The following is a 21,631-nucleotide window of genomic DNA, read 5'->3' as shown; positions in this document are numbered from 1 at the left end:
CACCTCTAAAATGCGTGGGCAGGGTGGGCGCCAAGAATCGCGATGAATTGCAATTCAAGTACGCGGTTTGTTTGGTCTGATTCCATAGCTACATAATTTACTTCATGTGTGTAAGCCAAACGCCAAGTCACAAATTCTGAATTTCTGAAAGTGATCGTTGGTACGAAGGCGTAATCCAGATTGTCTCGGCGATCTCCGTCGTCATACTTCAAACTCATATCAGTAAATGCATCCAGGCGAAGTCCCAGGAACCAACGTTCATTGAAACCATACTCTGGATAAAAATACGCGCCCATTTTATTCGAGCGATCTGTCAGATCACTGTTTTGCACCTGATTCCAAATTTCTGACTGGAACAACCAGCGATTGAATTTGCCTTCTTTTTGCTTATAGACCAAATCAAGGCCTGTCAGTTGTGTTTGCAGTCCCGCGGCATCGGTGCGACCCAAATAGTTCAAGCCGATTTGCAGGCCGCCATTGTCGCCGATACTAAAGAACGTCGACGGACGGATATAGTGAACCGGCGCCTTGGGTCTTTCCGGCGTATCGTCTTCATGCCATTTGTAACCATCAGTCACGCCCACTGTGACATCAAAATAGTGATCTGTTGGCAGAATGTATGTCGCTTCAGCTCCCGTATCGTGAATGCCTTCGTCGGCAAAGAATTCAGATTGTACTTTCGGTGCAGAAATAAAGGCCCAATCATGTTGATGGAATTGATTCAGTCGACCCACGCCTAAGAAAAACATTCCGACTTTAAAACGCAAATTCGGAATTAATTTCGAAGAAGAGATATAACCTTCATGAAGTTCCGCATGGTATTCGCCGTCTTCATTGTGAGCCGCAAAGTTGATCATGGCATCAAAGGTGGGATCAACAGGGGCGTAAAGCATCAGCTCTGCCGAACGAATTCCCAATTGGTTTTCCGAAGAATCATCAAAATTAACTGGTGCGGTGGCATCAATCGCCGCAGAAAAATTTAAGTTTTGCACCAAAGGTGAGGTTGTTTGGGCATAAGTCGATGTACTTGCCAGGCACAATGCTAAAGGCAAAAGGTATCTCTTCATTCAATTCCTCCAGGGTCTATCTGCAATAGCGTTTAACGTGGACCTTTCTTAAACGCAAGTAATTTGCAATTAGAAACCCAAATGATTTTCGCGGGTGCGTCAGTGCAGCGGATAGTTGCGGAAATACGCAAGAGCTTGCTGTGTCTGCCTCTCTGGACTATGAAAGGCCCATGTTATCCTCTGTCGTTAAATCATTTTGGCCCGATACATCCCTGATTCAGGGAATCGTGCGCTTCCGATGGATCGCGATCATTTTCATGATGGTTGGAACAGTTCCTCTTTTGGAATCTGGATACTTATTAAAAGAGCAGCTTTTTTACTTTATGGCCGTGGTGGCATTGCTTGCGGTTTTCAATGGCCTTACTCAAGGTATCTGGAGCAAAACTTCCGCCGCCAAAGAGCAGTCCCTGTTATTTGTTCAGCTGTTGGTGGATTTGCTGGCCGTCGCGGGACTTTTATTTGTCAGTGGATCAGCTGCGAATCCATTCATCGCAGTACTCACGCTGCATGCGTTTTTAGGAGGCATGCTTCTTATAAATAAACGCAGTCTTTTATTTGCCGTGATTCTTTTAGGGTTGTTGGGAATCTTGCAAAGCGAGACGAACAAAGATCTTGCAGTGACGTTGAATGTGGATCGCAAAGAAATGGCTTTCCATTTTCTATTTCAATGGGTCGTTGTTGTTGGGGCCTGGTTTGTCGCGCGTTTGTTTTCCGTCTTGTTGGAAAAACAAGAAGAGCGTATTCGCAGTTTGCAAAACCGCCAACACCGCGCTGATCGTCTGAAATCTTTGGGGGCCTTGGCTGCAGGGTTTTCCCATGAGATGGCGACTCCGCTGAACTCGCTTAAGCTGCGTTTGGATCGTGGCGTTCGCAAGCTGGGTGATCCCGTGGCAGCCCACGCCGAAATTCAACAGGCACAGTTGTCTTTGGATGAATGTATTTCGATCTTTCAAAAAATGGTGGGCGTATTTGCTACATCTGCCGAAGGTGATTTGCAAAAACTCAATGTTCATTCTGTTTTGCAGGACATTGTACAATCCTGGGAAGCCGACAATAAAATCATCCTGAATAAAGAATGGGCGCCCGGTGAACTTTTTTGCCGTCTGCAGCCGCTATCCTTTGCGCAAACAGTTTTCGATCTATTGGATAATGCAAAGGAAGCTTCCGGTTCCGTCACCGATATTTCCCTGCGCGTCTATCAAAATAATGGTGAGATCGTGATCGAAGTGGTCGATGCAGGTTCTGGTGTGTCTGCAGAAATTATCGAACGCTTGGGTGAGCCGTTCAATACGAACAAACAAAACGGCAATGGCTTGGGAGTTTACTCTGCCATGATGACGGCGCAATCTATGGGGGGCGAGTTCAGCCTTCGCAATAACAGTCCCGCCAAAGGAGCGACGGCGCGTCTGTCGATTCCTTACGAGGAGTCGAAATGAAAAAAATCGTAAAAAACCTTTTAGTGATCGAAGACGATACTCGTTTAAGAGAAGTTCTGCATCAGGAACTGGAAGAACGTGATTTCAACGTGGAAAGTTATGGCGAGCTTCCTGATCTGGACCGTGTGATTCCGCCCGATGGAGTTTTGCTGGATCTGCGTGTCGGTAACGACAACGGTTTAGATTTTATTAAGCTGCTGACGGCAAAATTTCCTGGAGCTCGCGTGGTGATGATGAGTGGCTTTGGGTCGGTGGCTTCTGCGGTAAAATCCATGCAGCTGGGAGCTGAAAACTTCCTGGCAAAACCAGTGACACCAGATATGATTGTTCGTGCTTTTACCGAGGAACAGGTTTCAGAAGCACCTAAAGATGAATCCGAGATTTCCTTGGCGCGCATGGAGCGGGAATATATTGATTACGTTTTGAATACTTCGAACGGCAATATCACTCAAGCCGCAAAAAAATTGGGACTTCACAGGCAGAGCCTGCAACGGAAGCTTCGCAAGAACATTCCCAATAAATAAGAAAAGGCGCCTTTAAGCGCCTTTTTAATTCTATCTTTCTTTAAGATTCAAAAGGCGCGGTTGGCCTTTTTCTTCGCTGATAAAGAACATGACTTGTCTGGTCTGATCTCCACGAGAAAAGTTCGAGCACAAAGTCGCTTTGGATTTTGCTAAAACTGCTTTATCGATGAATTCCAAATCAGACGCTGGGCAAGCTGCCGGATAGCTGATTTCCACTTGCTGCTCGAACCAAGTTAAAACCAAATCCCGGTGTTTCTGTTTCAAAGATTCAGAAAGCAAGTCTTTGCTGCAGGCACGGATGCCCTCGGGGCTCGTCCCGGATTTCACACAGCCAATCAGAGACGAAAGCACTTTAATTTCCGCAGAATATTCCGTGTTTGCTGTCATTCTGTTTTTAGTTGGTGCTGCCTTTGGCGCTGGTTTCATTGTCACCGCGAAAGACACTTGGCTAATCAAAAGAGAGATAAGAATTACGTGTTTCATCGTGTCCCCTGTGTAGGTTGAGGCGTTTCAGTTGTTTTAGGTGCGCGTTTGCTATATTTGGATGTACCAAGTTCTTGAGCAGAAACTTGAGCCGAGTGACGAGTGTTATCTGCCTCTGGTTTTGCGTTCAAGCATTTCTCAGAAAGAATCATCGGAGCCTTGTCGCCATAGTACTTTTTCATTTTCACACAATCATTGGGAGAAACTGGGCAGACATAGCGCTGAGTTTTACCATTTTTCGAGGCTGTTTCTTCCAGTTCAGTGGCACGCTCGACAACCGAAGTTGCCATGTCATCCGATTTAAAATCACTACAGTTAATCGCTTCATCCCAAGCTGGATTTACGTAATCAATAAAATCAAATTGGCGAACTTGCGTCCATTGATCGTTCTCGCACTTGAAATATGGCACATCACCTTTATGCAGGTTTAACCAAAAACGAAATCCAGAATAGTTCGCAGCAAGATCGCCGTGGGATTTAACTCCCGTCGCTTTTAAGCCGAATCCGCCTTCTTCCAGGCCGACTCCATACTTCAAGGCAGCCGCAGTACCTTCTGTTGGGGATGGTCTGCTCTCATACTCTTTATAGTATTCCCAACCCTGATCGATAAAGTGACCGAACTTGTCAGCACCCACATATTGGCCATTCAAATTCACAGAGTCATTAAGACCTGCAAAGGTCATCATGAAGCCTGAGAGTTTTGATTTCGCACTTCGTTTTGAATAAATATTGTCAGAAGGGGATTGATGCTTTTTTACGGTATCTGAATCCGAAGCAAATTCTTCCAGTTTACCCACCACCCAGCCACCTAATGTGTCATGCACAGCTGTGACCAATTTGTCTGGGCTGCAGCCCTTGCCTTCGAGCTTTGCTTGAGCCTCTTGAAGCATGCGATTCACTTCGTCGTTCATCGCATCCCTAGAGTCTGGCAAGGACTTATAGCGAAGAGTGAAGTTATCCACCTCGTAGGCGATACAAATTATTGAAAGTAATGAAACGAGCGCCACCAAAAAACGACTTATTTTCATAAATAAATTTTCGGCGGGGAAAAGAAATATGTCTAGGGCCAGGTCTAGTCCTGTTTGCCAAATACTGAATCCGTAAAGTTAACGAGCAAAAAAAAGGCGCCTTTAAGCGCCTTTTTCTGATTCTTTCTTTTTGCTGTTCTCTAGGAACATTAACAGAAGTAGGAGTCCCACACCGCCCACGATCGCCATGTCAGCGATATTGAACGCTGGCCAGCTCCACTTTCCATAGATATGGAAGTCCAGGAAGTCGATCACGTAGCGGAAGCGGATACGGTCGATGTAGTTCCCGATCGCGCCACCAAAGATGCTGGAAAGAGCGACGATTTGTTTCGTGTCTTCGTTTTTCACTCCACGCAAGATCCCCATGATGATGATCAAAGCGATCGGTGGCATGCTTAGAAAGAACAATTCACGGAAAGAGGGATGGCTTTCAGCCAAAAATCCAAACGCCGCACCAAAGTTTCTAACGTAAGTAAAATTAAAGAAGTTTGGAATCACAACAACGGATTCACCCAAGTGAAAGTGTGTGTGAATGTAGAGTTTCGTTACTTGGTCTAAAGCGACCAAAAAGCCTGCAATCGCTGCCAGCCAGATGTATTTTTTGTTCATGTGTGGGCCTCTTAAACTATTTTAGCATGCCTTTAGACTTCACATAACCGATTTTTACGAGCATGCGCAAGGCTTCTAGTTCAGAACTCAAATTGAACTCGTCTTTGACTTCCTGAATCATTGATTTAGTCCCACAATCAAAAAGCTCCATGACGTCGGAACCTTGAGTGGTCGTGGTCAGGGTCTTCTCTGTGTAAGAAACTTGAGTTTGAGGAACCATCGCCGGCGCCACCTGAACCATCTGTGGTTGGACAGCAGTTTGAATCGGCGAAGCCGGTTGCAGGATCGGTTGAGCGTGCAAAACCTGTTGAACGGGCTGTTGCTGGACGGCTTGAGGTTGAGGCTGTGGAGCTTGCTGATGATAAGTCGCGCCCGTTCCGTGATTTTGATTAGGACGATCCAACTCGCCCATCATTGCTGACAAGCTTTTTAATTCGGATTTGAAATTCTTGATACTTGGGCGCTCCAAAGCGCTTTCACCATCACGCACCGATTTTAGATAAAGACTTACCAGCATATCAGGAGTCGTTGCGATCTCCTTGATATTAGAGTTTTGCGACATCAGCCATTGGTAGGCTTTCAGCAGCGTCTCTTTTGTGTAAGCCTGCGGTGGCAAGGGGTTCATGGTCATGTCTTTGAATTTCTCCGGGGTCGAGGGGCTGACGTTACAAATTTCACAACATCGAGTCAATGTATCGTCGACATGATTCTTAAACAAATTGTGCTTAAAAAACATGCAACACTAGATCTGGTGATTGTTTTTGGATTAAATAACTAGAGGCGATGCAGAAACCGATTTTTTATTGATAACTTTCACTTGCATTCAGGGCAGACACTTTTAGTTAGGCACCTATTTTTATCGTGCATCAGCCGGAAATAAAAAAGGCCTTCCGGGGATGGAAGGCCTTGCTGGAGCTGAAAAGAATGAATTTAGTTTGCGTAGTCTTTGGCGATAATTCCGTATTTTTCAATTTTGCGTAGCAAAGTTTTTTTCGGAATGTTCGCGTGAAGTGCCGTTTGATTGATGCGACCACGGAAAGTTTTAAGTGCCTTGATGATGAATTCTTTTTCGAACGCTTCTTTTTGCGCGTTGAAATCAAGATTCTCGCCAGAGTAAGGAACGATCTCTTCACCCTCAAGGTCTTCGGAGTCGATATCACTGCCAGCGTTTTCATCGTCTTCACCCAAGCTCACATGCGCCTTTGCTGCCTTAACGATGCCAGCAGAAGCCACATTTTGAGCCGTTTCAAACGGTGAAAGGTCGATTAAGTTAGTCCCTGTTGCGATCAACAAAGCCTCTGGCAATGAAGCCAAAGTGATGAGGTTGCTCGTTTCCAGAACGAAAGCATGTTCAATCACGTTCTCAAGCTCACGAATATTTCCTGGCCAAGAATGCTTTTTAAGAACCGCCATGGCATCCGGAGTGATTCCATTGATGCGTTTGCCTTGAGCTTGATTGAACTTCTTAATGAAGATGTTGATCATGTGCTCAAGGTCGTCTTTGCGCTCTTGAAGAGCTGGCAAGAATATAGGTACGACGTTCAGGCGATAGAACAAATCTTCACGGAAAGTTCCCGCTTTGATCATGTCTTCCAAAGGACGGTTTGTCGCAGCGATGATACGTACGTTGCTGGCGAATTCGCGGTTCGAACCCACTGGCGTAAATAGTTTTTCCTGAAGTACGCGCAAGATTTTAACTTGCATCAGCTGGGGCATGTCACCCACTTCGTCCAAGAACAAAGTGCCGCCTTCAGCGAATTGGAATTTACCGATTTTACGTTGGTCAGCGCCTGTGAAGGACCCTTTTTCATGACCGAACAATTCAGATTCAAACAAGTTCTCTGGAATTGCAGAGCAGTTGATTGCCACGAATTTTTCGTCTTTGCGGGCAGAGTTAAAGTGGATCGCTTTTGCGACCAACTCTTTACCCGTACCCGAAGCGCCACGGATCAAAACCGGAGTGTCCACTTTGGCAAGGCGGTGGATGATGTTAAATACTTTTTGCATTTGGGATGTGTGACCAATGATCTTGCGACCTTCTTCTACCATCACCGGTGCAGAGAATGCGATATTGGAAATCAAGTTGTGGGCGTTCACGGCTTTGTCGATCAAAGCCAGTAACTCATCACCCGCAACTGGTTTGGAAAGATAGTTGTATGCGCCGTCTTTAACTGCTTGAACAGCATCATTCAAAGTCGCGTGCGCTGTCATGACCATCACGATGATTCCAGAGTCGTATTCTTTGATGGCGCGAAGAGTTTCAAGACCATTCAAGCGAGGCATGTCGACATCAAGAATAACAAGGTCGTACTTCGTCGTGCCGGCTTTAATTTTTTCCATGGCGTTGATGCCATCGAATGCTTCGTCGACGTCAAAACGTTGGTTGGCTGTAAGAGCTGTTTTAACGGACAGTCTTAACCCTTGATCGTCGTCTACTACCAAAACCTTAAGCATTTACGCCCCCTTGTTCCATCGGCAGTTCTACCGTAAATGTGGAACCTTTTCCATCTTTCGACTCCACAAAGATGCGTCCCTTGTGTAGTTCTGTAAAATATTTAGCCAGGTAAAGGCCCAACCCAGAGCCTTTGATCTGCGTGCTCTTTACGTTTTTGCTTCTAAAGAACTTCATGAAAATATTATTCAGTTCGTCCTCTGGAATTCCCGGTCCCTGGTCAGAAACTTGGATGACAACTCGTTCATCCTTTTCCTCGCTGGTAACCAGAATTTTCGTGTCATCCGGGCTGTACTTGATCGCATTTTCCACCAGATTTGAAAGCACTTGGCGCATCAAATCCGGATCCATGCGAATAGGGAACAGTGGTTCAAGCTCTGACACGATTTGGATGCGTTTTACTTTTGCCAGGAACTCATGCTTACGGATGACTTCCTGCAGGACATTGTTGATGTCCTTGGTTTGCATGTGCAGTTCCACGCCTTCGCTTTGAATTTTTCCATAATTCAAAATCGAGCTGATAAATTTCAATAGGTCGTCCGACGAGTGCTTGATCGTATCAACGGCTTCACGCTGTTGCGTGCTCAATTGCACCTGATCCGCCAGGATCACGTCCGTCATCCCTTGAATACGCGCAATCGGCGTCTTCAAATCATGGGACATCATCGAGATAAAGTTCGTCTTAAGCTCTTCCACCTGACTTAAAAGTTTATTCTTTTGATAGTATTCCCAGCTACGACGGTTTTCGATGATCAGACGGTAAGGGATAAAGAAATAGTAAACCAGGAAACCCGCCAGCAGCGGAGCGGCCATCGTGATCCACCAGCCAAATAACCAGAACAGCGTGAACGAGATAACCGAAAATCCTGTTAGTGTTCCCACTAAAATCACCAAACCCATTGCTGGGCTCATGCTCAGGACGATTTGAATCGCCAAGATGGAAATCAAAGTCAGCAGAATCCAATTCACATAGGTGGGCATTCTGACCGGGCTGGAATTACGGATCAGGGTATCGATAATATTTGCCTGCATTTCAATGCGGGTCATAGCCGAAGGAATACGGCTGTAGGGAGTCAGAATATAGTCCGACTCGCTGATATTTAAATCAGTGCCGATGATAACGATCTTATCTTCGAATTTAGTCCAATCCACTTTGCCATTGGCAAGATCGTCAAATACGGTCGACGGGAACGAGCCGGGGCGACGGTAGTCGATAAAGGATTGCTTGGTATCATAGAAATCAAAATAACCCCGGATATTTCTGAAATCTAAAACATCAGGATTATAAAAGCCCGCCAAAGTCACAGGAAGCATCAATGAATCCTGATAAGACAAAAGCATACGGCGAGTGACGCGGTCTTTGGCAAAGTTAATGGTATCAGAAGTCTTAGGAGCCGAAACCATGCGCACATGATCAAACGGCAGAGGTAAATAGAGGCTGCGCTCCTCGCCCTTTAATGGGGTGTCGGGAGTGGCCACATAGACATTCGTGCTTTGAACGATCAGGTTCGCCCATTCAGCTTTGTCTTCTTCGCTGCCTTGGGCATCGTCGATTGCAAAGTCATAGACCACGGCGCGCGGGTGAGCGGCAAGCAGGTTATAAAGAATAGCCGTCTGGTCCTTGGCGTTAGGTTGGCCTTTGAAAGCCTGAACCGTTGAGGGTTTGATATAAACCAGCTCAATTTTTTCGGAAGTTCTTTGGAAGAGCTGCGAGCGGATGCGGAAGTCGTAAAGCCATGATTCCACATAGTCCAAATTGATTTGCGCAATAAGGAACGCCATGATCATAGCTAATACAGCTCTGATCGCGTAAACGCGGTATTGCACTGGTTTCGAGGAGTTCGTTGTTTCCTCGAATGGACTTGGCAGTTTCATATAGTTTTAGATAGCTCCAGATTATTTAGCTGGTTATTTAACGGGGATGCATTCGCTGGCTGTGGGTACGGCAGAAAGCACGTTGCCACGAGGCTTTACTTTCTTGATGTGGGTCGTAGTTTTTTTAGTGTTTTCCATAGTCACTGTCCTCTTGAATATCAGTCTGACGACTTTTTTTAAAGTATAAAATTGCTGTTCCGACCAAGCTGCGCGTTCTTTCGCAGAATTGACCGTTTTTTTGATGTTTTGAACCCGTAGCTTCCTTGTGAACATACATACAGCCACCGCCGCAAAGGAATCTGGCCCAGCAGCTTTGGCAGTTGTTTTGTTCAATCAGGGGGCTTGAGTACTCTTCTAATGCGGCCTCGGAAACCTCTGTGCCTTGACCCACTTTCATGGCGTTGTTGCCAACGTCCCAAGGGCAGGTAAAGAGGTTGTTACGGGCATCAACGACCAGGAAGGATTTCCCGGCGCCACAGAAGTTTTCCGTACGACGTTGTTCATCCAACGCCGAGAAAATGCGATTAAAAAAGCTGATCTTACGAAGTGCAGTCTCGCCACCTTGGGAGTAAGCCATGGCCGCGATCAAGCGCATCTCGCGCGTGAAAGTATCACTGGCTTCCTGATTCAAATCAGAAACGCTGTAAGTGAATTCGTACGCATCCGCTGGGAATTGGCGATAAAACTCATAAGCCTCCGCCACGTGCATGTTTTCAGCTGTGAAAACACCATGCAAAGTGATGGAACCGAAATTTTCTTTACGAGCAAAAAGTTTTTTAAGGCCTTCAACGACAACAGCGGTGCTGCCTTGACCGTTTTTCATAGGGCGAGCCGCATCGTTGTACTTAGCTTGGCCATCAATGCTTACGGAGATATTGCATTTGATTTCTTCAAGCAAAGCGATGTTTGCATCCGTCAGCAAAGTTCCATTCGTCACAATAGAAAACTGCGCGCGAATATTTTTTCCTGCCGTCATCAATTTCACATAATTTGCGATGGCACGAATACCATCTGGATAAAGCAGGGGTTCGCCACCGATGAAGCCGATGCGGAATGTTCCTGAATCAGAAACCTTCTCCAGGAAATATTTTAGCTGCGGTAGGGTTTTTTCAACCGAGATTTTAGTTTGAGCAGCACCGTAGGTCCCATCGCCACCAGCTGCGCAGTATGTGCATTTCAAATTGCAAATTTGCGTAACGTTGATGGTCAGCGCGCGAATTTCTTTACCGGGAACTGTCGTTGTTGTTTGGGGGTTGATTTCGTTGTTCCAGTCAGTCAACACGGACTGAAGGGAGTCGTTGGACGCTTGGGTCATCTCGCCCCAAAGTTCTTCGGAGATGTCGGCGACCTCTAGATTTCGCGCATGAAAAGCCACTGGGGTTTCCCCAGGCGCACGAAAAGCAATGATGTCATTTTGTCTCCGAATTTCCATACTGCAGAAGTAAGCAATAGGCGTACCAATTCAAAGCCCCAGATATATAAAATTATTTAAGTAATTTCAGCTACTTACGTTACCACTTTTGGCTGCGACGTATTATAGGTGGGTGCAAAAGGAACCGCCATTCGAGTAATCCTTACTCGAGAGGGCGCGATGACACCGTTAGAATGGTTGCGATATCTAAGTCGAACTTCTGTATTTACCCGAATTTATTCCAATTTAGTGAGGGTCACCTACCTAGGTCGGTCCCGGGACAAAATATTAATTTGTTTCGTGTTTATTCTGAGGCATCCTTAGAAGGTATGTCATTCTCCATAAAATTTTGGGGCGTTCGTGGCTCTTTGCCATCGTCTCCACCACCATCAGTTTGGGCACAACACATTGAGGGAGTTCTTCAGAACTTTTTCACTGCTGGTCATCGCAGTGCCGATCAGGTCTCCATGTACATTCGGGGAATGGAAGAGCCTGTTGTTGGTGGTTACGGATCCGCAACAACTTGTGTGGAGCTGAACTATGGCAATGATCAAATTATCATTGATGGTGGCAGCGGCATTCGTTCGATCAGCGAAAGAATTCTTAAAGGCACAGCGACTCGCAAAAAAGGTCCTTATCATATCTTCATGACTCATTTTCACTGGGATCATGTGATCGGTTTGCCGTTCTTTGTTCCGCATTTTATTCCTGGCGAAGAAATTCACTACTATGCTGTGCAGCCGGAGCTGGAATCTTTGATTCGTGGTTTGTTTAAAAAACCTTACTTCCCGGTGCCGTTTGAAGCCTTGCAGGCGAAAATTCATTTCCATGTTTTAGAGCCGCGCAAAATGATTCAAGTCGGCGAATTCAAGGTGACACCTTATCAGCTCGACCATCCAGATCCTTGTTGGGGTTTCAAAGTTCAAGCGAATGGTAAATCCTATGCACATTGTGTGGATACAGAAGGCACGCGGGTGACTCAAGAAGAGTTGGGTGCGGATTTGCCTCTGTATCAGAATATCGATTTGATGTATTTCGATGCGCAGTACACGTTGCCGGAGTTGGCGGAAAAGGCCAACTGGGGGCACAGTGCCGCGCAAGTGGGATTAGAAATCGCATTCCGTGAAGGCATCAAGCGAGTTCTATTTGCGCATCATGACCCGGGCGCTCGCACGGATCATGTTTTGGAATTGCGTCGTCAAACTCGGGAATACTATGAAGCGGTGGCTCGTGCCTCAGCTGCGAACAACGAGACTCTTCCGAATGTCTCTTGGGATTTCGCCCACGAAGGACTGGAAGTCGTTCTTTAGGAGTTATGGCTCGGTACCTTTTCTGAAGATCAATTCAACTGAAGTCGGATCGAAGGGAGCTTGAACAGCGTTCAAGGCTTTTAGTGTTTCTTCATCCAAAGTCACTTTCACGGTGCCTTCTGGCCAAGCGAAATCATCTGCCGGATAGCGACTTCCAATTTTCTTCATAAAGTCAGTCCATACTGGAACGCCACCACTTGAACCCGTCAATTTGTGTTGAAGGTTGTTGTCATATCCAACCCACACAATCGTTGTCAGATAAGGTGTGAAACCGCTGAACCAGGCATCCTTATTGTCATTTGTGGTGCCGGTTTTTCCTGCGGCAGGATTTGTAAATCCATTCAAAGGAATCGCCCGCGCCGAACCCGATACGATCACTTGTTTCATCATGCTGATCAGGCTTGCGACCGTGGCAGGGTCTTCCACTTGTCTTTCGTGCGCATCGAAAGTGTAAACTTCGTTACCTTCGGCATTCACGGCTTTGCGAACAAAGGAAATATCGCGACGAAGTCCCATGTTCGCGATAGTCATATAGCTTTGTAAAACTTCGCGGGGATACATTTCAAATGCACCCAAAGTCAGAGATGGGAAGGCTTTTAATTCCGAGTCGATCCCGAATTTGTGAGCGATATCGACGATGTTACCGATACCGACTTGCATGCCAAGATTGGCGGTTGCCGCATTCATGGAGTTTTTCAAAGCATAGAACATCGGAACTTGGCCGTAATATTTTTTGCCATAATTTTCCGGGGCCCATGTTTGTCCTTCGTACTTAATCTGCTGCTTTTCATCATTTAGCAGCGTGATCGGAGAGTAAGGTTTCCCCTCGGGGGTCTCATTCATCAACGCCGTCAAATAAACGAAGGGCTTCATGGTCGAGCCCACTTGACGATGTCCATCGATCGCGCGGTTGAACTGAGTCATGCGATAATTGCGACCGCCAACCACCACATTTACCAAGCCAGAACGATTGTCACCGACCAAGACAATGCCTTCCAGGCTGTTGCCTTTTTCTTTCAGGCTTTTGATGTGTTTATTGGTCTTTTCAAGTCCATCCAGATGATTGCGCAAAGATTCTTGCGCCGCTTGTTGGGCTTCCAGATCCAAAGCGGTGTAGATGCGCAGTCCTTCCACTGGAATTTTTAACGAGTCCAATTGTTTGCGAACGGCATCCAGATAGTACGGAGCTGTTTCTGTCGCCAGTGTGATCGGAGCGCTTGGCAAAGGCATGTGATCCGCAGCCGTCATTTGTGCTTCAGTAATATAATCTAAACCCTTCATTTTATCCAAAACCAGGTGGCGCCGGCGTTCTGCGTTCGCGGGTTTTTTGAACGGATTGTAAAGGCCCGGGCTATTCACAATGGCAGCTAACAAAGAACACTCTGACAGATCTAAATCGGAAACTTCTTTATTAAAGTAGTAACGTGCCGCTGCTCCGTAGCCACGCACCTGGAACGAACCATTTTGTCCCATGTAGATGACATTCAGGTAAGTCTCTAGAATTTCGTCTTTGTTAAAGCGCGACTCTAACAAGATCGACATGATGAATTCATTGTATTTTCTTTTGAAAGTTCTTTCGCTGGTCAGGAAATAGTTTTTCACCAGCTGTTGCGTGATGGTGCTACCACCTTCTTTACGACCGGTCGTAATATTCTTGACCACGGCCCGCATGATGCCTTTGATGCTGACTCCGCCGTGTTCCAGAAACTGTGCATCTTCGATTGCCATGATCGCGTTTGAACAGGTTGGAGGTACTTCACCCAATGTCACGGTTTTTTGCATTAAAGGTTCGTTACCGATGTACTGTGCCAAAAGTGGCGCTTCGCCGTAAGCCGTTTGTGATTCCTGGAAAGGCGCTCCCAGTAATATTTTCGAGATAGTGCCATCATTTTGGAAAACCAAAACCTGCATGCTGGAATCAACTTTGTCGGTTGCGACATCTTTGTTCACCCAGGCAAAGCAAGCGACTTGATTCTCATCCAACGGTAGTTGGAGTCGAGCGCTGCACTGCTCTTTGTCGGCCAGAAAGTAATCGCCCTGCAACAAACGCTGATCATAGTCGCGACGACGGAAATTTTGATTCTTAAAGAGGCCTTCTACGGTGTTGGCGTCGGCGCTGTTGCGCACATTGAAAACTCGCGGCCCCGCATAGTACTCCGTAGGTACAATGAAGCGCTTGGACTCGAGCTTCTGTGACATCTCTTTTTCGAGAGAGAAATAGGAATAGACACCAATCCCAAGGCCCACGATGATTGCAAGCGTCACGAGGATTGTAAAACGAATTAAAATGGTCTTTAATCTTGGTCGCAACATGCACATAAGAGTAGTACGAAATATAGACACAGTTGAAGTGTTTTTTCGTGAAAGGGATAAGTTGTGGCTAAGAAGAAATCTTCTGCTAAGAAAGCCGTAAAAAAGACCGCAAAAAAGGTCGTTAAAAAAGTCGCAAAACAAGTTTCTAAAAAATCGCCAGCAAAAAAGTCTGCGGGTAAAGTCGCAAAAAAAGCTCCAGTAAAAAAAGCCGCAGCGAAAGCAGCTCCGAAGGCTGTTAAAAAAACGGCTGCGAAAAAGGCAGCACCTAAGAAAGCTGCACCTAAAAAAGTAGCTAAAGCACCGGCAAAGAAATCTCCAGCCGTAAAAACTAAAGCGCCAGCGATGGCTCATTTGGTAAAGCCAGCAGCGAAAAAGTTGGTGGACCTCAGTGATTTTGTCACTCCACTGGATGATCGTTTGATTGTGCAAACTTCTGGTTCTGATCGTATGTCGGCGAGCGGTTTGCTTTATATTCCAGACACGGTAGCTGATGTTTCCGGCAATCTGCATGGAACAGTGGTTTCTGTGGGGCGTGGTCATGTGAATAAAAAAGGTCACTTGACGCCAATGGAACTGAAAGTCGGGGACAAAGTTGTGTTCTCGCAATACTCCGGTTCAAAAATTAAATTAAAAAATGAAGACCTCGTCATCCTTCGCGAAACTGAAGTGATGGGCGTGGTAGAAAAGTAAAGGAATACAAATGTTGAAAGCACATTTTCTAAAAGTATTGGGTCTTTCCATTGCTTTGTCGTCAACAGCGGCTCACGCAATGTCTTTGGACTGGTCAGGTGGATACCGTGCGGAATGGACAGAGGTGGATAAGCCGTCTTTGACAACTCCAACAGAGCGCAAAGCTTACGGTTTGAATTACCTGTATCTAACTCCAAAAATCATCGCGGCCGATGGTGTAAACATCATTTCTCGCGTGGATATCTTCAACAGCAGTATCTATCCAGGTTCTCAATTGGGAACTATCTGGGGAATGAACACTTCTGACAATCAAACGACTTCAGGCAATCAAGGTCCTGCATCGGTGACTGCAAGTCAGTTGTACTTGAACGTGAACCAAGAGTTCGGTTCCTTGATGGTGGGTCGTGTGCCATTCGATTTCGGTATGGGCATGATGTACTCTGCGGGTAAAGGTCAGTTTGATCACTGGTATAACACTCGCGACATGGCCGCTTACAAAATCATCGTGGGCGACTGGTTCTTGATGCCGATGTTGGGTCGTATTGTTGCCAATGACTTCGGTCAAGGTAACAACCAAACTTTCTGGGGTGCTCAACTTCAATACGAAAACATTGAGGCAAAATCTGTGATCGGCGTTTACGTTGAACAGAAAAAAGGTGCACGCACGACTTTGAACTACACGGCTGACCAGTTAGCTGCGTACACAGGTGGTGGTACGGGTACTGTGGGTGGTGACATGAGCATCAACACAACTAGCTTCATCTTGGGTCGCGCTTGGGATTCTTTCGGTTACAAAATCGAAGGTGCTTTCCAATCTGGTGAAACAGGGATCAAAAACGGTTCTGAAAACGTAGCATTGGATGGTTACGGATTGGCTGCGGAATTCTATTTCCCGGCAAAAGAATCTAAATGGGACTGGTCTTTCAAAACGGGTATGGCGACGGGCGATACAGCGGCAACTAATTTCTCTGGATTTGCATTTAATAAAAACTATGACGTTGCGATGTTGATGTTCAATCACCGTTTGGGTGGTGCTGATTTCTTTAACACGAACGTGGTGAAACCAGTTGCTTCTGCAAGTTCTGGTGCAACTTTGGGTGTTGGTAACTCAGCGGACGATGAAAGTGTTGGAAACGCTTTCTACTTGGCTCCTTCAGTGAATTACACAATCAACGAGCGTTTCAATCTTCGCAACACCGTGGTTTATGCACAATTGATGAACACGCTTCAAAATTCTGTTGATGCTAAAAAAGATTTAGGCCTAGAATGGGATATCGAGCTAGTTTACAAACCAATTGAACGTGTTCAATGGGTGAATCAGCTTGGTCTACTTTTCCCTGGAGAAGCTTGGAAGAACGGTACAGGCGCCGGTGGGAATAAGGGTAATGACTTTACATTTGGATTCGTTTCTAAAGCCGCCATCAGCTTTTGATAACAACTTGATTGCAACTTGTACGACAGCTTGATGACATAATTTTACATCTTGTTTGGTGGTGAGCAGGCCCCGGGGGGAAACCCCCGGGGATTTTTTTTGCCTCGGGCTCCTGCCCTCGGCCCCTGGCGGGGCTGCCGCGAAAAAATCCCTTCCTGGGATTTTATTTATTAAAAATCCTGCGGGAACGTCCTATGATGGTGCGATGAAAGCCGTCCTCTGCCTCTTTTTCTTGTTAATTCTGAGTGCCTGTGCGCAGAAAGCTCCACGGCCTATGGATCTTCCTAAGTACAATCGTCTGATCAATGTGCCTTTGACTGCAAAATATTGGACGGTGGCGTTTGATGGTGGCGGAGAAGTAAAATTCAATGTCGAAGGAACGGGTGATTTGGTTTTTTATCCGCAAACGGCAAAGACCTCACTGCAAACTTTTGCAAGCCTTTTGCTGCTAAAGAACACTCTGACGTCACCAGTGAATAACTATGTTGTGAAAATGGAAGTCACAACCATTCGCCAACTGCGCTCGTCCACTCCCAACGATTGGGAAGTCTTTTGGTTCGTCAGCAACTACCGTAAAGATCCGCATCTGATTAAAACTGCAAACTACTTTATTCAAAAGCCTAATTCAGGAGTAGAGCTGGGGCGATTCTTTGAAGACAAGGGTCAGAAGTTTTTAATGACATCCGAGCAATCAAAGCAGGACGTCGGGGCGCGAGTGACTTACTATTTTGCCAAGCAGGGCCAACGTTTCCGTGTTTTTCGTGACGGAATTCAGATTATGGACTACCACGGTAGCCAGATGCCTGATGCGTTGTATGATCAGGCGGGAGCTTTGGGGCTTTATTCTGAAGATGCCGAAGTTCGAGTTCACTCGTTTGCATTTCAAGTCTTGTAAGGAGTTCGTATGAAAAAGTTCTTCGCGATGTTTGTGACATTGATTATGTCAGCTTCTGCTTTTGCTGGTTCCTGGAAGCTGGTAGCGACTGAAAATATTTTTCCGAATGCACCGCAAATGAAAATCTATCCAGTGAATTCCAAGGAAGTTTATTCGCAAATCCTGGTTCGAGTAAATCGTGGCAGCGTACGAATTCAAAATCCCATGATCTGGCTTAAAAACAAAGGTCAAGTTTCCGCATTCACAATTCAAGGTGATTACCGCGGCCCTCGCGACGCCAGCGCAAACTTCCTGGCAGATTCCGTACGCGACATCCGCATGAACGTGATCAATCTTGATCGCAATATGCCTGCACAAATTCAAATTTATCTTCGTTAATCAAGGAAAAAATCGACTTGGAGTTGTCAAAGCTAAGTCTATTCTTTGAATAGCTGTTCGAGAAAGCTGTCTGTAAGTCATTAATTGAGAGTCAATGTTACTCATGAACTGCTCTTTTTGCTTGTCGTCTTCAATATTTGATAGATCGTGATTTACTTGGCTATAGTAATTGTCGGAGATTCTTGTTATTTCTTCTAGGCAGTGGTCAGCTTCCGGTAGTTCAGAACCATATTTTCGATTGATGTAGCCAATTAAATCAATTTCACTAAAGGCAGATTTTGGAATGAATTTTCCAAGATCAGATTTGTATTCATGGTTATTAAACAAGCTCGCTAGAAAAAGAAAACTTTTTTTCGGGTAAATGTTAGATGAAAACTGGGCTGCTACACCTTTATCCATCCATTCCGATTTATACTTTGAGTTTGCAAGATTACATTCTTCAGAATTCTGGAAGTAGTAGTTAAGATTATCGAAGTTTGGATTTATGTTTATTGCCGCCATTCTGAGGCGAACCTCTTGAGTAAGGTCAAATAATGCAATACACGGAATTCTATTCTTCTTAAGGAATGCACTGATATTTTTCTGTTCTACTTTTTGCAAATCATCAAGCAGTTGTGCATTAATTGTGGTTACCATGTCGAAAGTATTTGAGGCAAATGCTGGATCGAGCAGGTAGTTACGATGCTTTCCTGCGTCGATATATATAGAGAATCTTTTTGTGACATATGAGATAAGTTTAGGTTCACCACGAATTAGTGCGCTGCTAACAATCTCACTTTCGAGCGAAGTATTTAAAATTGATTCCGATGGAATCGATTCCAGATACTTAATGGCAGCTTCAGCCGGATCTTCTTGTATTTTACGGATGGCTTCTATGCTCAATACTCGATTCATTTCGGAGGCAGTTTTTCCATCTGAATTTGCATTCTTTTTGAATGAACAACCGGCGATGACCAATATAAAAAAGAGGAAATATTTCATAGGTTATCCCCGTCATCTTCTAATAAAGTGGGATTAATTATCTGAATTATAGGTTCCTCGATCAAAGAATATTGCCTTGGTGAATGAAAGTATTCATTTAAGTTTCCCATGGGAGTATACTTTTCCTTGCTTGAAACCAGAGCAAATGCAGGTTCGTTATGTAGTCTTTTCTTTTGTAGTTCCGATAAAATGAGCGCAATTTTGTCGGGATAGTATTTTCTCAACGTATTCAATACAACTTCTGGATGGACACCAATTTCCCAGGAAGGGGATTTGGAGATGGTTTTGACATAGATTAAATCATATTTGAACGATTCAGGTATGGTGTTCAGAATTTTTAGATAATCTGGCCCGGAGATGTTGTTTTTAACTAAGAAATTCTTTGTGGCTGATTCAAAGATGTATTTTACGTTTTTCCTAATTATCGTTTGTTCACAGTTCTTCACTTCACTTAAGAATAGAGATACGTTAGCGGGGCCATCATTGCTGTTCAAAAGTTGTGCTAACGTTTGATCACAAGGCAGAAGATGCTGATTAACTTGTCTGATAAAGTATTGAATTTTGTCAGGACGCGAATAGGAAAATTCTTTTGCGAGGTAAGATGTCGAACCTTTGGCAATGTGTGCTTCAATGGAAGTGCTGATTACATTTGAATCTTCGAAGGAACTATAAAAGCTTTTTCCATTGGAGTCAGGGTAATATGGAGAAGCACCAGCATTTAGCAAAATGCTAGCGACCTCCGTACTTCCACGATCGACTGATACTTGCAGTAATGAGCGTCCATCTTTGGATGCATATGTTAGCTGATATGGATTATATTTCTTCAGTTCTTCAATCAAGTCCTCAACACTTCCGTGTTTTACAATGCTGAAAATATCTTCTGGTGACTGTTCGGTAATTTGTTGGGTTTTCCCTTTATTGTTATCTTTTGAAAAGGAGCATCCTATCAAAAAAGAAAGCATTACCGTTGTAGCAATGATGTATTTTTTCATGTGATCTCCTTTCTTCTCTTAGTAGGAAACGGGCCCGTCATGGACCCGTTGGAGGATTCTGCTATTGTAGTTTCGTTCCGACTATTGGCCGCGAGGAACTACCTGGATACCGTTACCCACTGTTGCTGGTACGCCACCTGTTCTGAAAGTTCCCATATTCACAACACCTGCTTGAGTTTGCGGAGCAGTGAACTGTTGTTGTGGAACGAACTGCTGTGGCTGACCTACAAACTGTTGTTGTGGTTGTTGGTTCACAAACTGAACTTGTTGTTGCGGCTGAGCGAACATTTGTTGTTGCGACGGAACCGCTGCTACTCCATTGTTCGTTGGAACTTGGATCGGCATCAAATTCGTTTGAGTGAACTGCGTATTCGGTACAATCACACCTGTTGTGTTGATTTGTGTTGGAGTTATACCACCGCGATTATTTACTGTACCTACGCGAGTGTATACTCCATCACCAATTTGGAAAGTTTCAGAGGTGCCCAAGCGGCCGTTGCTGTAGTCTACCCAAACTTGGTTCAACTGCCCTTGAAGAGCTGAAGACAATTTATTTGCTTGAGACATTCCGTCAGACACATAAAGCGCTTGAGAAATCATTCTTTGCAAATCGTTATCGATAGTTCTTGAAGAGTTCATTCTCCAGTTGGATTCATTCAACAACTCTGTTTTCTCGATACCTTCACTGTTTTGTGCGCGAGCGTTCAAGTTGGAGATAAACTTCAATTCAGATGCCTTTACCGCAGCTGTGGATTTAACCAATGCGGATTGAAGTGCTGCATGGTCTTCCGGGATGCTTGCGATGATGTCTTCCATTGGTTTAAGGATCGACAAAGTCGTCTCAGGTGGTTCTTCTCCGCCGTTAAGAGCGTATTCGTACTGAGCTTTTCTGTTTTTCAAAACCAAGTCTGCCTGAAGTGGAAGAACTTTACGTTGGATGAACGATTTAACTGCTGCATCTTCGATTTCTTCAGAGTCAGTCTTTTCCATGAGTCTAGAAAGACCGTTAGATAGGCACTCTAGTTGCTTCATGCCTTTTTTCTTAGCTTTACAAGTTTCCGCAAGAGAAGCTAGTGATGAAGAGAATGCTGAAGATTCTTCTTCAGTATCCATTTCCTCTTCTTCTTCCTTAGGTGCTCTCTTCGTTTCTTTTACAGCTTGTTCTTCTTTAACGCCTCTAGCAGAACGTCTGCGAGCTTCGCCGCGTGATGCGGTTGCCGCTGCTACTTTTGGTTCTACTGCTGAAAGCGCTTTCATCAGATTCATATTAAGGACATCAACGCGAGTTGCGAATGGCTTATCAAGAACCATTTTTTCCATACAAATATCGCAATTTACTTCGGCGCCTGATTCGGTCAGGATTTTACGATATTCAACGAGTGTTTGGTTATCATTGAATTTAGAGTATTTAGCTTCATAAACACCGTCTTCGCGAGTGATCTCGTCGATCTTCACGTCTTCAGTGGATGCCATCTCTGTTAATGAAAAACCTCTCACAGATTTTGGTGGTGAGATATTAAATCCAAGCACGGCTAATAGAACACCGGTCATGGCCCATTTCTTTTGTGTATCGTTGAATTTCATAAAGTCCTCCTAGTTAACGGGTCTTCCAGACCCTTTTTCCTACTAGAAGGTAAAGCGAAGTGCGCGCCAACTTAGGGTCCCTGAACTGGCACGGATAACCCCGCGAATATCTTGCTTATTCTCATGTTGAGATCGGTGTCCTATAAAAACTCACATGTCGAACTTCTGGAG

At 45.1% G+C, this 21,631-nt stretch carries 19 protein-coding genes; 7 read left to right on the top strand and 12 right to left on the bottom strand.

Annotated elements, in window-relative coordinates; all coding sequences use genetic code 11:
- Positions 1 to 5 precede the first annotated feature (5 nt).
- Positions 6 to 1,067 carry a hypothetical protein gene (locus tag HW988_RS16620; RefSeq protein WP_181605274.1) on the bottom strand — a complete coding sequence of 354 codons (1,062 nt, stop codon included), beginning with the start codon at positions 1,065 to 1,067 and terminating at the stop codon, positions 6 to 8.
- Positions 1,068 to 1,207: 140 nt separating this feature from the next.
- Between HW988_RS16620 and HW988_RS16615 the strand changes: the two genes are divergently transcribed.
- Complete coding sequence (locus HW988_RS16615; RefSeq protein ID WP_255490082.1) at positions 1,208 to 2,503, top strand: sensor histidine kinase; 1,296 nt, start codon at positions 1,208 to 1,210, stop codon at positions 2,501 to 2,503.
- Positions 2,500 to 3,027: a response regulator transcription factor gene (locus HW988_RS16610; RefSeq protein ID WP_181605273.1), complete on the top strand. Its 528-nt coding sequence runs from the start codon at positions 2,500 to 2,502 to the stop codon at positions 3,025 to 3,027. The genes HW988_RS16615 and HW988_RS16610 overlap by 4 nt, the downstream gene beginning before the upstream one ends.
- Before the next feature lie 30 nt (positions 3,028 to 3,057).
- On the opposite strand, the gene HW988_RS16605 is transcribed toward HW988_RS16610, so the two are convergent.
- From HW988_RS16605 to HW988_RS16575, 7 genes are all read right to left on the bottom strand, one after another.
- Positions 3,058 to 3,510 (bottom strand): hypothetical protein, encoded by a 453-nt coding sequence (locus HW988_RS16605; RefSeq protein ID WP_181605272.1) that lies wholly within the window; start codon positions 3,508 to 3,510, stop codon positions 3,058 to 3,060.
- Entirely contained in the window at positions 3,507 to 4,538 is a 1,032-nt protein-coding gene (locus tag HW988_RS16600; protein WP_181605271.1) for a hypothetical protein, read from the bottom strand. Before HW988_RS16600 ends, HW988_RS16605 begins: the two co-directional genes overlap by 4 nt.
- 102 nt (positions 4,539 to 4,640) lie before the next feature.
- On the bottom strand, positions 4,641 to 5,147 hold the full coding sequence (gene lspA / locus HW988_RS16595; protein ID WP_142701563.1) for a signal peptidase II: 507 nt from the start codon (positions 5,145 to 5,147) through the stop codon (positions 4,641 to 4,643).
- Positions 5,148 to 5,163: 16 nt separating this feature from the next.
- On the bottom strand, positions 5,164 to 5,778 hold the full coding sequence (locus HW988_RS16590; RefSeq protein ID WP_181607858.1) for a hypothetical protein: 615 nt from the start codon (positions 5,776 to 5,778) through the stop codon (positions 5,164 to 5,166).
- A gap of 299 nt (positions 5,779 to 6,077) precedes the next feature.
- A complete protein-coding gene (locus HW988_RS16585; RefSeq protein ID WP_181605270.1) occupies positions 6,078 to 7,601 on the bottom strand; it encodes a sigma-54 dependent transcriptional regulator in 1,524 nt (507 codons plus the stop codon).
- Positions 7,594 to 9,474 carry an ATP-binding protein gene (locus HW988_RS16580; protein ID WP_181605269.1) on the bottom strand — a complete coding sequence of 627 codons (1,881 nt, stop codon included), beginning with the start codon at positions 9,472 to 9,474 and terminating at the stop codon, positions 7,594 to 7,596. The genes HW988_RS16585 and HW988_RS16580 overlap by 8 nt, the downstream gene beginning before the upstream one ends.
- Before the next feature lie 124 nt (positions 9,475 to 9,598).
- Positions 9,599 to 10,849: a radical SAM/SPASM domain-containing protein gene (locus HW988_RS16575; protein WP_255490081.1), complete on the bottom strand. Its 1,251-nt coding sequence runs from the start codon at positions 10,847 to 10,849 to the stop codon at positions 9,599 to 9,601.
- A 365-nt stretch (positions 10,850 to 11,214) separates the two neighbouring features.
- Between HW988_RS16575 and HW988_RS16570 the strand changes: the two genes are divergently transcribed.
- Positions 11,215 to 12,195 (top strand): MBL fold metallo-hydrolase, encoded by a 981-nt coding sequence (locus HW988_RS16570; RefSeq protein WP_181605267.1) that lies wholly within the window; start codon positions 11,215 to 11,217, stop codon positions 12,193 to 12,195.
- Positions 12,196 to 12,198: 3 nt separating this feature from the next.
- Here HW988_RS16570 and HW988_RS16565 read toward each other — a convergent pair whose 3' ends face one another.
- Positions 12,199 to 14,460: a transglycosylase domain-containing protein gene (locus HW988_RS16565; protein ID WP_255490080.1), complete on the bottom strand. Its 2,262-nt coding sequence runs from the start codon at positions 14,458 to 14,460 to the stop codon at positions 12,199 to 12,201.
- A gap of 111 nt (positions 14,461 to 14,571) precedes the next feature.
- Between HW988_RS16565 and HW988_RS16560 the strand changes: the two genes are divergently transcribed.
- The 4 genes from HW988_RS16560 (at position 14,572) to HW988_RS16545 (ending at position 17,903) form a co-directional block, all read left to right on the top strand.
- On the top strand, positions 14,572 to 15,198 hold the full coding sequence (locus HW988_RS16560; protein WP_181605266.1) for a co-chaperone GroES: 627 nt from the start codon (positions 14,572 to 14,574) through the stop codon (positions 15,196 to 15,198).
- Positions 15,199 to 15,208: 10 nt separating this feature from the next.
- On the top strand, positions 15,209 to 16,630 hold the full coding sequence (locus tag HW988_RS16555; RefSeq protein WP_181605265.1) for a hypothetical protein: 1,422 nt from the start codon (positions 15,209 to 15,211) through the stop codon (positions 16,628 to 16,630).
- A 274-nt stretch (positions 16,631 to 16,904) separates the two neighbouring features.
- Positions 16,905 to 17,525 (top strand): hypothetical protein, encoded by a 621-nt coding sequence (locus HW988_RS16550; protein ID WP_220128764.1) that lies wholly within the window; start codon positions 16,905 to 16,907, stop codon positions 17,523 to 17,525.
- A 9-nt stretch (positions 17,526 to 17,534) separates the two neighbouring features.
- Positions 17,535 to 17,903 (top strand): hypothetical protein, encoded by a 369-nt coding sequence (locus tag HW988_RS16545; protein ID WP_181605263.1) that lies wholly within the window; start codon positions 17,535 to 17,537, stop codon positions 17,901 to 17,903.
- Here the strand turns inward: HW988_RS16545 and HW988_RS16540 are convergent, their stop codons facing one another.
- The 3 genes from HW988_RS16540 to HW988_RS16530 all read right to left on the bottom strand — a co-directional run bounded on the left by HW988_RS16540 (position 17,904) and on the right by HW988_RS16530 (position 21,460).
- Positions 17,904 to 18,884, bottom strand: coding sequence for a hypothetical protein (locus HW988_RS16540; RefSeq protein ID WP_181605262.1), 981 nt, complete (start codon positions 18,882 to 18,884; stop codon positions 17,904 to 17,906). It lies immediately after the preceding gene.
- Positions 18,881 to 19,876 carry a hypothetical protein gene (locus tag HW988_RS16535; protein WP_181605261.1) on the bottom strand — a complete coding sequence of 332 codons (996 nt, stop codon included), beginning with the start codon at positions 19,874 to 19,876 and terminating at the stop codon, positions 18,881 to 18,883. The genes HW988_RS16540 and HW988_RS16535 overlap by 4 nt, the downstream gene beginning before the upstream one ends.
- A gap of 81 nt (positions 19,877 to 19,957) precedes the next feature.
- Positions 19,958 to 21,460, bottom strand: coding sequence for a hypothetical protein (locus tag HW988_RS16530; protein WP_181605260.1), 1,503 nt, complete (start codon positions 21,458 to 21,460; stop codon positions 19,958 to 19,960).
- Positions 21,461 to 21,631: the final 171 nt, after the last annotated feature.

This window comes from Bdellovibrio sp. KM01 (assembly GCF_013752535.1).
Lineage (GTDB): Bacteria > Bdellovibrionota > Bdellovibrionia > Bdellovibrionales > Bdellovibrionaceae > Bdellovibrio.
The sequence above is the reverse complement of the archived record's forward strand: the minus strand, read 5'-3'. Positions and strand labels throughout refer to the sequence as shown.